Raw genomic sequence first — 12,433 nt, 5'->3', positions numbered from 1 at the left:
CACTTCGTCGCGATTCAGATGCCGAGGTTGCAGACCAGGTAGCCGTCCCATGATCGGGTCGAGCCTACTCGTGGTCGCAGACCGGGACGCGTGCCGAACCGGTCCTGAGGGGATGCGTCGGCGGCGGTGGGTTCGGGCGGTCCGCGCCGCTGTAACGGAGCAGGTCCGGCACGCGCGTACCCAGCACGAGCAGGAATGCCACCAGGGAAAGCGATCCGACGAACGCCGTCGCCCGTACGCCGAACAATGAGGCGGTGGCTCCCTGCACCATCGTGGCGAGCGGCAGGGCGCCGATGGTCAACTCCTGCAGGCCGAGTACGCGACCTCGCACCGCGGGCTCGGTCATCATCAACAGCAGCGTCGTCTGCAGGACACCGAACGCCGAACTCCCCAACCCGCCGAGGCCGAGCAGTACGAAGGACAGGGGTACCGACCGCGACAGGGCGAAGGCCGTCCACAGCACTCCCCAGACCGCCGTGCCGACGACGAAGAGTCCACCCTTGAACCGGAAGTCACCCATCGCCGCGATGACCAGCGACCCGGCGAGTCCGCCGAGTCCACCGCAGGTGAGCATCCAGCCGAGTCCGGTGGCGTCAAGGCCCAGATCACGCGCGAACACCGGCATGAACGACTGGTAGAGCGGCCAGAGGGTGAGGTTGGCGGCAAGCGTGACGAGCAACGCCGCCGCGGCGAGCCGGTTCCTCGTGACCGCGCGCAACCCGCCGACGGCCGAGCTCCACAGGGACTCCCCCGGTCCGCCGTGCGCCACCGACGCCGGAAGAGGCGACGAAGCGCTGCCCACTTTCCGCAGCGGCCACAGCAGGAGCCAGGACAGCAGGAACCACGCCGCCGAAACCCACAGTGCCGTGGAGGTTCCCAGGGTGCTGATCATCACCCCGCCGGCGGCCGGCCCGACGATCTGCGTCATGTTCATGACGATGGAGTTGAGCGCGTTGGCGTTGCTCAGGTTCTCTCGCCCGACGAGATCCATCACCAGTGTCGACCGTGCCGGTTGCGACGGTGATTGTGCGAGGCCGATACACAGACCGCCGACGACCATTCCCCAGTACGGCAGGTGGCCCGTCGACGCCAACGCGGCCACGGCAGCGACGGCGACGAACGCCCATCCCGCGGCGACGAGCAGCAGGCTCGGCCGGTGGTGCCGATCGGAGACGACCCCACTGATCGGACCCAGCATCATCGGGGCCAGCCGTGCCGCGGTGAAGACCGCCAGCAGGAACTCCGACCCGGTCCGGTCGTAGACCAACCAGCCGAGGATCAGCGTCTGCGTCCACGCACCGCCGAAGAAGAACAGGTTCGAGAACCACAGCAGCCGAAACGACGGATAACGCCGCAGCGACGAGAACACCCGCTGCCTCCTCGCTGCTTCACAGCCACCGAACTCTCCGCGCCGACTGACGACCTCGCAAATGGTATACCAAAGGAACGACCGGCCACCCCAGCGGACACGACAGGCGACGACCTGCCGCGGACCGCCGAAGGCGCCGCCTACACCGGTACCATGCCGCGATGGGCGACCGCGCGGAGGACGAGAGCGAGTCGGCGCGGGTCGCGCGCGTACTGCGCGAGCAGATCGTCGACGGCGTCCGCGCCCCGGGTTCCCGCCTCGTCGAGCGCGACCTCGCGGCAGAGCTCGGCATCAGCCGCGTGCCGGTGCGCGAGGCCCTGCACACCCTCGCCGGCGAAGGTCTGGCGGTCCCCCGGCGAAACACCTGGATGACCGTCCGATCCTTCACCAACCGCGACATCGCCGAACTCAACGAGGTCCGGCTCGCGTTCGAACCACTCACCGTTCGTCGCGCCGCCGAACTCCGCGATCGGAACGCCCTGCGCCGCATGAAGCGCAGTCTCGACCTGCAGGGCCGTGCGACCGCTCGCGGTGATGCGACCACGGCTCGACGTGCCGCCGCCGACTTCCACGAGGCGATGATCGAAGCCGGGGGCAACTCGCTGCTCGCCGAGATCTCCACCTCCCTTGCCGGCCGGATGCGCTGGCTGCTCGGCCAGTACGACGACCTGGAGCCGGTGTACGAGGAGCACCGGGAGCTCTACCTCGCGATCGAGGCAGGCGACGCGAGAACCGCCGCCGCGCTCGCCCGTCGCCACCTCCGCCTGGCCATGGCCCGAACGCGCAAGCCGGGACGCGGCCGGAGCTGACAGCCCGAGCCGTGCCGCATCCGGTCGGTCGCGGACCGGCGTCGGCGGCGCAGCCCATCACGCCGGATGGGGCCTTTGCACGTCCTGGCTGCGACCATGGGGCGATGCCTGAACGACACTCGAGGCCCGTGCCTGGCGGGCGAGCGTTCTACCTGACCGAACGTCTCTGGGAACTCGCCGCCGGCCTTCCGGTCGAGTCGGTACCGATCGACTCCATCAAGGAGTTCGACGAGGACTGTTGGTTCGGAGGTATGCCGGTCACCTGCCGAATGGTCGCCCGGCACGCCGACCGCATTCAGAAGGCCGATCTGAGCTACCCGGTGATCTTGTCGGCTGACGGGCGCCTGATGGATGGCGGGCATCGCCTCGCCAAGGCATGGCTCAGCGGCATGACGACCATCGATGCGGTCCGGTTCACCGTCGACCCCGAGCCGGACCACATCGAACGAGGCCCTTCCTGAAGCCGGCTTCGGACCGGTTCAGGGTCTGCCCAGCCGGCCAGTCCGAACGCTCCTGTGGGAGATCGCCGCGTCCATCTTCGCTGCGGTGGTTGGTGGATACAAGACTTGTTCTTTGTCCTCCAGGACGCGGAGACTTGGCCGCCGGCACGGATGAGGGAGGGGCGTGGCCATGTGCTCGGGTCGATCGCCGCGGAGTTCGCTCGACATCGACGACGTACAGCAACGACTGCACCTTCCCGAGCCGACACTCAGGTGGTTGCGCACCTTGCACGGCGGCCGGGACGGCTCGCCGCGAACGGCGCTTCCGGACGACGACGAGGCCGACAGGTTGCTCACGAGACTGGGCGTCGCGTCGATCGACCGCGCCACGACGCTGCGAGCCCGTCCGGACCCGGCGGCGCACCCGGAGTTGTGGTGGATCATGGGACGGCTCTGTGACGACCTGCGGTCCACCATGGGCACGCCACCGGCTGGTGGTGGCTGGCCGGCATTCCCCCAGCACACCGGTTCCGCCGGCCGCCACCTGTTGGTCTGGGCATGCCTCGCGGTCCTGCCCGACGTACGCCGCTACCACGCCCGGCACGATGTGCCGGACGACATCTCCTGGGCCAGCCTGGCCGCGCTGGGCACCGAGATGGCGAGTGCCAGAAGGCTTACCGGAGCCGGCGGGCTGGACGCCACGTGGGGCATGCCGCGGGTCTTCCGGGGAGTCACCTACCGGCTCGGACGACTGGCGTTCGACCGTCAGCGTCCCAGGCCCGAACCGCCGGACCATGCGGTGCTCCGCGCGGGTCACAGCGGGCTGAACACCCACGTTCCGGCCGACGGCGGCCCGCTCGATCCGGCCGCCTGCGACACGTCGTTCGCCATGGCCGTGCGCTTCTTCCCGCACCGCTTCCCCGAACGAGTCGGCGCGTTCGGCTGCCACTCCTGGCTCATGGACGAGCAACTGGCGAACTATCTCCCGGAGACTTCGAACATCGTCAGGTTCCAAAGACGTTTCCGGACCTTCGTGGATCGCGAGCAAGCCGACTGGGCACCCCTGGAAAACGTCTTCCACCGACGCTACGAGAGCGACGAGGTGCCTCCGGAACTGCTCGACGAACTCCCCCGGACCACGACCCTGCAACGAGCCGTTGTCACCCACCTTCGTCGCGGCGGGCACTGGTACAACCAGACAGGTTGGATCCCGGTCTGAGCCGCCGACATCGCGCGTTGATGTCGGTGGAAGCCGGCGCGCAGTGGCCGGGCGCACGCGCCAGCTCGGCGCATCCGGCGGCAGACTCGCGCTTTCCACTGCCCGTGGAATCATGGGAGCTGAGGAGAGCTGCTCGTAATTGTCACGAGCCGCCACACCCTTTCGAAGCGAACTTTCGCCGACCTGCGGACGGCTCGCAGAAGGCACGACACGTGACCGACCTGCTCAAGTGGGACCAGGACCTTTTGTGCGAGAAGGCGTACCACGAACTCCTCGTACGTTTGGAGAGTGTCGGCGCGGGCTCGCCCACGGGTCGCCTCTACCACATCTGCTACGGACGTCCGGATCAGCTGAAGATTGTCGACGTTTGGGACTCCGCGCGACACTTCCAGGAATTCGCCGCGACACTCGTACCGATTCTTGAGGATCTCGGAGGAAAGCCACTGGAGGCCGACGTGTGGCCGGTCTACATCATCATCAGGCCGCCGTGGACGGGAATCGTGCCGCCCGGATGCCTTCTGATCAAATTCGGCCCGCCTGGTATGGACGTCTGCCAGTACGAAGAGATCATGAAGCGGCTCGGTGAAGCCGGGCACGGCGAGCCCCCTGAGCGGCTCTATCACGTCTGCTACCGCGAGGAGAATGCGCTCCGCGTCATCTCGGTTTGGCGAAACGTGCGGGCGCTCCGAGAATTCATGGAACAGGTCACCCGCATCTGCCTCGATCTGAGGATCCCGCGAGTTCCGGTGACCGAGCCCGTGATCGAGGACGTTCTACACATCATCGACGGCTCACCACTTCCCCCTCCTCCCTCCCCCCGACGGCCGAACTGAAGATCTCGAGTGGTGTCGGCAGCCCCCAGGGACCGGCGCAGAGGCCAAGAGCGGTCGGCCTGGCCGAAGCCAGGCACAGCGGGGTCGGCTGCGAGAAGTACGATGAATACCCTTTGATGCCGGAGTCGAACGCTCGCTACACAACGACGACAGGACTGACGTCTCGTGACGACACCCCCATCGACCACCGCGACGGACCGGGCCGGGTCGGGCCAGTCCGCGCCGGAACGGACCGATGCCCCCGTCCGCGCACTGATCATCGGGTGTGGCGTGATCGCCGTTCTGCACGCCGAAGTGCTCACCCAGCACCCCGGCTTCGCCGTGACCGCGCTCGTGGACGTCGACAGAACGGCGTCGGAGCGGCTCGCGCGGAGGGTGGCCGAGCTCGGGGCCACCGGACCGGTCGTCTACGACTCGATCACCGAGGCGGTCGAGTCCGGCACCGTGGACCTGGCCGTGATCTGCACCCCCAGCGGCTACCACATCGACAACGCGCTCGAGGTGATCGACGCCGGACTGCACGTGGTCATCGAGAAGCCACTCGACGTGTCGGTGGCCAAGAGCCGCGAGTTCGCCGCACGCGTCGCGCGAGCCGAGAGGTCCGGCCAGGTCGTCTCGGTGATCAGCCAGCACCGCTTCGACCCGGGAAGCGCGCTGATCCGCGCGGCGATCGCGGACGGAAGGTTCGGCCGGATCACCTCCGCCGTGGCCAGCATGGCGTGGTACCGCAGTCAGGGCTACTACGACTCCGGTGACTGGCGCGGCACCTGGGCACTGGACGGTGGCGGCGCGGTGATGAACCAGGGAATCCACACCGTCGACCTGCTGCGCTGGTTCTGCGGCCGGCCGGTCGAGGTCTACGCCCACATCGGGCAGCTCGACCACGAACGCATCGAGATCGAGGACACCGCGACCGCCACCGTGCGGTTCGAGTCCGGAGCCCTCGCGGTCATCCACATGACGACCGCTGCCTATCCAGGGCTGACCGCGCGGCTGCAGGTGCACGGCTCGTTGGGCTCGGCGATCCAGGACAACGACGAGTTGCGTTACTTCCACGCCGGCGACGGCGAGGTCTCCGAGAACCTCCGCGAGGCGAAGACCATCGGCAACCAGGTCGAGACACTGCTCGGCCCCCGTACGGGAGGCGACGAGTTCGCGGGCAGCCGCAATCAGGCGGACACCTTCGCCGCCGGCCACACTCGGCAGTACGACGACATCGCAGCCGCGATCCGTGACCGGCGGCAGCCGCTGGTCACGACCGAGGAGGCGCTGCTGTCCCTGGCACTGGTGCGTTCGATGTACGTCTCGGCCACGCTTGGCGAGCGGGTGAACTTCGACGACGTACTGGACGGCAAGTACGACGACGTGACCGTGACCGTGCCGCGGGACGTCCAGGCCCGGACCACCTGAGATCCTCATCCGGTAAGCCCTGGGGCGTCAGGGCGCGAGCCGGTGGAGACGCTCGCAGATGAGCGTGACCGTCTCGTACAGCGCCTCGGCCGGGCCGGCCTTGAGCGCGCCGACCTCCAACGTGGACGGCCACGCGTGGTCGAGGTGACAGCGCGCCACCGGCTTGCCGTCCACGGCGTACATGACCCGCGTGCAGTCCTTGCGGGCGGCCCGCACGTCCCCCGAAACCGCCGCCTCGTGCCAGGCCCACAACTCCAGTTCGTTCGTCTGGCCGCGCTTGAGGGTCACGGTCGCCGGACGACAGGTGTTTCGGGAAACCGGCTCGGTAGGAGGGGCGGCAGCCTTCTTCGGACGGTCTCAGGAGGTTGCCGAGCGGCGAGGGCGGCGGCAAAGTGAGCGATGCACCCATCGACAGCCGCACAGGCGGGCGTACCGGATCGAGGTGGACCGTGAGGCATCGGGTTCTGGTGGTCGGGCTGGGAAACATGGGCATGTCACACGCACTGGCCTACGCCCGGATTCCGGAGTACGACGTGGTGGGCGTGTGCACCCGGCACGTCAACGACCTGGACCTGCCGGAGCCGCTCAGGGACGCGAAGAGGTTCACCAGCTACGACGAGGCACTGGCCGAGCTCCGTCCGGACGTCGTCTCGATCAACACGCTCCCGGACACCCACGCCGCCTACGCCATCCAGGCGATGGAGGCCGGCGCTCACGTCTTCGTCGAGAAGCCACTCGCCGAGACCGTCGAGTCGGCGCAGGCCGTGGTCGACACCGCGCGGCGTACCGGTCGGAAGCTGGTCGTGGGATACATCCTGCGCCGCCACCCGTCGTGGACCAGGTTCGTGGAGATCGCCCGTCAGCTCGGCACTCCCCTGGTGTTCCGGATGAACCTCAACCAGCAGTCCAACGGCGAGACCTGGGACTGGCACAAGCGGCTGATGAGCAGCTTCCCACCTATCGTCGACTGCGGGGTGCACTACGTCGACGTGATGTGCCAGATGACCTCCGCGAAGCCGGTGCGCGTGCACGCCATCGGCGCTCGGCTCACCGACGAGGTTCCACTGAACAACTACGGCATGCTGCAGGTCACCTTCGCCGACGGCTCGGTCGGGTGGTACGAAGCCGGCTGGGGCCCGATGATGAGCGAGACCGCCTTCTTCGTCAAGGATGTCGTGGGGCCGAAGGGTTCGGTGTCGATCGTGATGGCCGCCGGCGACGTCGCCGTCCGCTCCGACGACATCAACACGCACACCAGGACGAACCAGATCCTGTGGCACCACGCCGAGAAGTCCCCTGGCGGCACGTACGACCTGCGCGACGAGCGCATCGCCATGGCCGACGAACCCGGCCACGACGAGCTCTGCGAGAAGGAGCAACGGCACCTACTCCAAGCGATCAACCACGATCTCGACCTCGGCAGCGAGATGGACGATGCCGTGACGAGCCTGCGCATCGTGATGGCCGCGGACGAGTCCATCGCCACCGGCCAGGTGGTCGAGCTGTAGATCCGGGGCGTCCGGCCTGAGTCAGCTCCGGCGTATCCGGAGGATCTCCGGCGTGGCCTCCACGATCTCGAGGGTCTCGGCCCCGGTTTCCGGTTCGCCGAACCGATCCGGGCCTACGCGGCCGAGCGTCGTACGCGGTCGTGACCGGTCGTCCGGGCCGGGAACCGACACGACCACCTCCTCACCGTCGAAGGTGAGCCGTTCGCGGCCTCTGCGCGCCGGGGGAAACGCGAAGGTCTCGGTCGGTCGATACACCTCGAGTCCCGAGTCGTCCTCCTCGAAGGAGTGCGTCCAGCTGCCTCGGACCGAGGACGGTTCATCGGGCGCGCTCATCGTCGGCGGACCTTCCCTCGTCGGGGGGGTGAGACAGCCTGCTCCCCCGCAGTATCGCCCAGAGGCGGGGTCATCCCGACGGGACAGGCTCCTCGGCCCCGATCGAGCTTCGCGGACCGGCCAGGCACGCCTGCATACGCGCCACCTGCCCGGCCGTGAACATGACCATGGCGGCGTCGTCGACGTAGTCCATGTAGTTCATGAACATGTCGCCGTTCGGCCCGTTGCTGCAGCTGACGTGCGGGAAGGTGGGCTTGCCGTAGTTGGGGCCTCCCTGGTTCGGGGTGTCGGACACGTTGTCGGTGCCGAAGCATCCGGTGCCGTCGTCTCCCCAGATGTGGTTGAGGTTGAGCCAGTGGCCGACCTCGTGGGTCGTCGTACGACCGAGGTCGAACGGCGCGGCAGCGGTGCCGCTCGTGCCGAACCCCGAGTGCAGGATCACCACGCCGTCGGTCTCCGGCGGTCCGCCGGGAAACTGCGCGTACCCGAGCAACCCTCCGCCCAGCGGGCACACCCAGAGGTTGAGGTAGGTGTCTGCCGGCCAGGCGTCGAGACCGCCTGAGTCGTACGACTTCACGGCGTCGTCGTCGCCGAACGAGGACTCCGTCGTCTGCCGGCGTTCGATTCCCGTGGTCGGCGCCCCGTCCGGCGCCGTCTCGGCCAGGAAGAACTCGACGCGGCCGTCACTGGCCAGCGGAAGAAACGCCGGCGGCGCGCTGTCCACGTCGACGTTCGTACGCCGGAAGTCCTGGTTCAGCACCTCGATCTGCGAGGCGACCTGCGCGTCGGGGACGTTCTGGTCCGCTGTGTTCCAGACGACGTGCACGACCACGGGAATGCGCGTCACTCCGTCCCGGCCCGTGGCGCCGCGGACCAGGCGCATGGTCTCGTTCTCGATCAGGTCCCGGGCGCGCACGTAGTCCGCGCTGGTCGAGAGGAGGCGGCGGTGGACGTCCATGGTCGCGCACCGGCGAACCGTCGGAGTGTCGCCGGGCTGTGTCGGGTCGGTGCTCGAACCGTTCGTTTCGCCGTCGGAGCTCATTGGTCACCCGTTCCCTGTCTCGTCCGGGGAGGTGGTGCTTACCTTCGGGGTACTTAACCGAGCGACCCGTGTCAATCCAGGGCGATCCGCGGTGGGCGGCCGGCTGGATGGTTTGTTAGTCTGCCTCCCGAAGGGGAGTACCTCCATTGCCACGTGTCGTCAATACGGCTTCTGCCCGGCCCGTGGAGCGCGCCAGCTGAGGAAGACCTTCGTCGGAGTCCACCGATGGAGGTTTTTGCATGCTCGCAACTTCGCCCGAATCCCCCGTATTCGGCCACCTGACCTACGCACAGTCCGTGCCCACGAGCGCCGCGAACTCGGCGATCGACACGATCGGCACGCCGACGCTGTGGGCGGTCACTCTCGGAACGATCCTGGGCCTGATCGCGCTCGACCTGGCACTCACGCGGCGTCCGCACAAGGTGTCGATGCGCGAGGCGCTGCGGTGGTCGGCCTTCTACGTCGCCCTTCCGCTGACCTTCGGCGTCTACGTGTGGTGGCAGCACGGGGCCGATCGCGGCGTGGAGTACCTGACCGGCTACCTCGTGGAGAAGTCGCTCAGCGTCGACAACCTCTTCGTGTTCATGCTCCTGCTCGCGGCATTCGCCGTCCCCCAGGCGCTCCAGCAACGGGTCCTCATGTACGGGATCGTCGGTGCGCTGGTACTTCGGGGGATCTTCATCGCCCTGGGTGCGGCGGCGCTCGAGCGGTTCGACTGGACGTTCCTGGTCTTCAGCCTCATCCTCGTGGTCACGGCGGTGAAGATCCTCAAGGACGCGATGGCCGGACCGAGTCACAACGTGGACGTGGACGCTCTGCGGAGCGTGCGACTGGTCCGGCGCTTCGTGCCGGTCACCACGGAGTACGAAGGCCCGCGGATGCTCGGGCGAGTGAACGGCCGCCGCGCCCTCACGCCGTTGGCGCTGGCCGTCGTGGCGGTGCTGTCCGTCGACATCGTGTTCGCCGTCGACTCCGTTCCCGCGGTGTACGGGATCACCGGAGACCCCTACCTGGTGTTCGTCACCAACGCGTTCGCCCTCCTGGGCCTGCGCGCGTTGTATTTCGTACTCCAGGGGGCCCTGACGAAGTTGGTGCACCTCAACTACGGGCTGGCGGTCATCCTCGCCTTCATCGGCGTCAAGCTCGGCTTGCACTGGGCACATCTGCAGTGGCCGTCGGTTCCGGAGATCCCGACCCTGCTCTCCCTCGGCGTGATCGTCGCCGTCCTCGCGGTGACCACGCTCACCAGCCAGATCGCGGTCCGGCGTGGCGCCACCAGGGCGAACTCCGAGGACGACACTGGTGATCCGGCGCGACCGGACAGCAAGCAGCCCGCTCAGTCGGGAGATCGGTGACGCGTGGAGGTGCTGAGTCCGGGCAGGCAGCCGATCGTCGTGTGCCAGGCGGGTGAGTTCGGATCGATGAGGGCGAAGTGGTCCCCGTCGACCTCGACCAGACTCGCGTGGTCACCGGCGGCGGTCGCGGCCCGGACATAGCCCCGGCTCTGCTCGATCGGAACGACGGGGTCGGCGCGGCCGTGCCGCGAGGATCACCTCTCTTTCCCCCATCCTCGTCGGAGAGGGCGAGCGAATCGACACTGACGCTCACCTCGGATCAGCTCAGGGAAAGATGCGCGATGGTCGGCGTGGTGGGCCGACGAGAGCCGCCTCGGGGTTCGACGGTGAGGCCGAAGCCGTCCGCACCTGTCAACGACGACTTGACGACCCGGGTCAGCTGGGCGGGAGCCGAGACGTCGAGCATGCCGGCCGACCGCGCGGTCCCGTTGTCCAGCAGCCACATCTGGTACGCATGCCCCTTCGGTGGTGGCGGAAGATGGTCGACGATCACCAGAGTCCTGGCCTGGCGCCGGGAGAACACCAGCGTGAGACGCCCGCCACGTGAGATTCCGCCGTGGATGCTCCGCGCGTCGGGCGCGGCGACGATCGAGGTGATCAGCTGCTGCTGAGCCGTTCGACCTTGCAGCTGGTGGATCTGGACGCCGGTGACGCCGGCAGCCACGATCAACACCACGGCCGCCGCGGCAGCGAACAACCGGCGGCCCAGCCGGCCGCGGTGGGTGCCCGGCCGGGAGACGACCGGGGCGAGCTGGCGGGTCCAGCTCACCTGCTCCAGCACGCGTTCCCTGAGCCGCGCAGGAGGAGGAACGGCAACCGCGGCGGCGAGCCGGACCGCCGTTTCGCCGAACTCGTCGAGCTCGGACCGGCATCCCCGGCACTTCCGCAGGTGCGCCTCGAAGACTTCACATTCGTCGGCCGGTACGGCGTCCAGGGCGTAGGCGCCGGCCAGGGTGTGCACGTCGAAAGCGTTCATCATGGTGCTCCGTTCGTGACACCGAGGCAGTCCCGAAGCCTGATCAGTCCGTCGCGCATCCGCGTCTTGACAGTGGCCACGTTCGCCCCCAGAATCTCGGCGACCTCGCGATAGGTGTAACCGGCGTAGTAGGCCAGGTCCACCGCTTCGCGCTGCAGCTGCGTCAGGGATCCCAGACACCGCCGGACCTGCTCGCGTTCCAGCCGTACCTCCACCTGGTCCGAGACCACGTCGAAGGCCGGCGTCTGCTCCGAGATCGCGGAGGCGCGCTCCCGGTCGGTGGACTTCTGCACGGAGCGCACCCGGTCCACCGAGCGCCGATGCGCCAGCGTCACCGCGTAGGCCATGGCGGAGCCGCGATTCGGATCGAACCGGCCGGCGGTTCGCCAGACTTCCACGAACACCTCCTGGGTGACCTCCTCCGCCTGCGCCGGATCCCGCACGATCCGCACGACCAGGCCGAAAACCGGGGAGACGAGGTGGCCGTACAGCTCCTCGAACGCCCGCTCGTCACCGTGGCCCACCCGTACCAGAAGATCCTCCGGGGAGTCCGGTGGAGGATCCGCCGCGCTGAACCGCTCCGCCGCCTCCGGCACCTGTCCACCTTCCGTTGACACTGCGCAAACACCCGGCGCGACTCAGTGGTGGACGGGTCGACCGGGCAGCAGCCGGGCGTACGCGACGACGTTGTCCAGGTAGCGGTTGTTCTCGCCGTCGAAGACGCCGCCGCAGGTGATCAGCCGCAGGGCGGCATGGTCGGTGGTCCCGTAGACGGCCTGGGTCGGGAAGTCCTGCTTGGCGTACTGCTCGACCTTGGTGATCTCGAAGACCGCGGTGCTGCCGTCGCGTCGGGAAACCTTCACCCGGTCGCCGGGCTTCACCGCGCCCAGCTTGAAGAAGACGTCCGGTCTGCGGTTCCAGGTGACGTGCGCAGCAATCACGGCGGGCCCGAGCTCACCTGGCGTGGGGCCGTGCACGTACCACCCGGCCCTGCCCGGCCCGCGTGGGACCTGCATGGTGCCGTCGCGGTTGAGCCCGAGCCGGATGATCGAGGTGCTGACGTGCAGGGCGGGGATACTGATGCGGACCGGCGCCGAGGCGTCCATGACCGGTCCGGTGGGACGCTGGTAGGCATCACC

At 68.2% G+C, this 12,433-nt stretch carries 14 protein-coding genes; 7 read left to right on the top strand and 7 right to left on the bottom strand.

What is annotated here, in order from left to right; genetic code table 11:
* Positions 1–64 precede the first annotated feature (64 nt).
* Positions 65–1,369 (bottom strand): MFS transporter, encoded by a 1,305-nt coding sequence (locus tag ABZV93_RS17795; RefSeq protein WP_354936937.1) that lies wholly within the window; start codon positions 1,367–1,369, stop codon positions 65–67.
* A gap of 161 nt (positions 1,370–1,530) precedes the next feature.
* Here ABZV93_RS17795 and ABZV93_RS17790 point away from each other — a divergent pair, with 161 nt between their 5' ends.
* The 5 genes from ABZV93_RS17790 (at position 1,531) to ABZV93_RS17770 (ending at position 6,080) form a co-directional block, all read left to right on the top strand.
* Positions 1,531–2,178 (top strand): GntR family transcriptional regulator, encoded by a 648-nt coding sequence (locus ABZV93_RS17790; protein ID WP_354936934.1) that lies wholly within the window; start codon positions 1,531–1,533, stop codon positions 2,176–2,178.
* Between the two features lie 11 nt (positions 2,179–2,189).
* On the top strand, positions 2,190–2,639 hold the full coding sequence (locus ABZV93_RS17785) for a hypothetical protein (protein ID WP_354936931.1): 450 nt from the start codon (positions 2,190–2,192) through the stop codon (positions 2,637–2,639).
* Between the two features lie 169 nt (positions 2,640–2,808).
* Positions 2,809–3,837 (top strand): acyltransferase domain-containing protein, encoded by a 1,029-nt coding sequence (locus tag ABZV93_RS17780; RefSeq protein ID WP_354936928.1) that lies wholly within the window; start codon positions 2,809–2,811, stop codon positions 3,835–3,837.
* 212 nt (positions 3,838–4,049) lie between these two features.
* Complete coding sequence (locus ABZV93_RS17775; protein WP_354936925.1) at positions 4,050–4,670, top strand: hypothetical protein; 621 nt, start codon at positions 4,050–4,052, stop codon at positions 4,668–4,670.
* Between the two features lie 165 nt (positions 4,671–4,835).
* Positions 4,836–6,080 (top strand): Gfo/Idh/MocA family oxidoreductase, encoded by a 1,245-nt coding sequence (locus ABZV93_RS17770; protein WP_354936922.1) that lies wholly within the window; start codon positions 4,836–4,838, stop codon positions 6,078–6,080.
* Positions 6,081–6,107: 27 nt separating this feature from the next.
* Here the strand turns inward: ABZV93_RS17770 and ABZV93_RS17765 are convergent, their stop codons facing one another.
* Positions 6,108–6,368 carry a phage tail protein gene (locus ABZV93_RS17765; RefSeq protein ID WP_354936919.1) on the bottom strand — a complete coding sequence of 87 codons (261 nt, stop codon included), beginning with the start codon at positions 6,366–6,368 and terminating at the stop codon, positions 6,108–6,110.
* A gap of 161 nt (positions 6,369–6,529) precedes the next feature.
* Here ABZV93_RS17765 and ABZV93_RS17760 point away from each other — a divergent pair, with 161 nt between their 5' ends.
* Complete coding sequence (locus ABZV93_RS17760; RefSeq protein ID WP_354936916.1) at positions 6,530–7,588, top strand: Gfo/Idh/MocA family oxidoreductase; 1,059 nt, start codon at positions 6,530–6,532, stop codon at positions 7,586–7,588.
* Between the two features lie 21 nt (positions 7,589–7,609).
* Here ABZV93_RS17760 and ABZV93_RS17755 read toward each other — a convergent pair whose 3' ends face one another.
* Together ABZV93_RS17755 and ABZV93_RS17750 are read right to left on the bottom strand one after the other, a co-directional pair.
* Positions 7,610–7,921: a hypothetical protein gene (locus ABZV93_RS17755; protein WP_354936913.1), complete on the bottom strand. Its 312-nt coding sequence runs from the start codon at positions 7,919–7,921 to the stop codon at positions 7,610–7,612.
* 70 nt (positions 7,922–7,991) lie between these two features.
* Positions 7,992–8,879: a zinc metalloprotease gene (locus ABZV93_RS17750; protein ID WP_354936910.1), complete on the bottom strand. Its 888-nt coding sequence runs from the start codon at positions 8,877–8,879 to the stop codon at positions 7,992–7,994.
* Positions 8,880–9,202: 323 nt separating this feature from the next.
* Here ABZV93_RS17750 and ABZV93_RS17745 point away from each other — a divergent pair, with 323 nt between their 5' ends.
* Positions 9,203–10,318, top strand: coding sequence for a TerC family protein (locus tag ABZV93_RS17745; RefSeq protein WP_354936907.1), 1,116 nt, complete (start codon positions 9,203–9,205; stop codon positions 10,316–10,318).
* A gap of 259 nt (positions 10,319–10,577) precedes the next feature.
* On the opposite strand, the gene ABZV93_RS17740 is transcribed toward ABZV93_RS17745, so the two are convergent.
* Genes ABZV93_RS17740 through ABZV93_RS17730 form a run of 3 tightly spaced genes read right to left on the bottom strand, consistent with a single transcriptional unit; the run spans position 10,578 to position 12,400 of the window.
* Positions 10,578–11,294 carry an anti-sigma factor gene (locus tag ABZV93_RS17740; RefSeq protein WP_354936904.1) on the bottom strand — a complete coding sequence of 239 codons (717 nt, stop codon included), beginning with the start codon at positions 11,292–11,294 and terminating at the stop codon, positions 10,578–10,580.
* On the bottom strand, positions 11,294–11,890 hold the full coding sequence (locus ABZV93_RS17735) for a sigma-70 family RNA polymerase sigma factor (protein ID WP_354936901.1): 597 nt from the start codon (positions 11,888–11,890) through the stop codon (positions 11,294–11,296). The genes ABZV93_RS17740 and ABZV93_RS17735 overlap by 1 nt, the downstream gene beginning before the upstream one ends.
* A 42-nt stretch (positions 11,891–11,932) precedes the next feature.
* Positions 11,933–12,400: a class F sortase gene (locus ABZV93_RS17730; protein WP_354936898.1), complete on the bottom strand. Its 468-nt coding sequence runs from the start codon at positions 12,398–12,400 to the stop codon at positions 11,933–11,935.
* Positions 12,401–12,433: the final 33 nt, after the last annotated feature.

This window comes from Actinopolymorpha sp. NPDC004070, from assembly GCF_040610475.1.
Taxonomy (GTDB): domain Bacteria; phylum Actinomycetota; class Actinomycetes; order Propionibacteriales; family Actinopolymorphaceae; genus Actinopolymorpha.
Note: the sequence above shows the minus strand (reverse complement) of the source record. Positions and strands in the feature narration are given on the sequence as shown.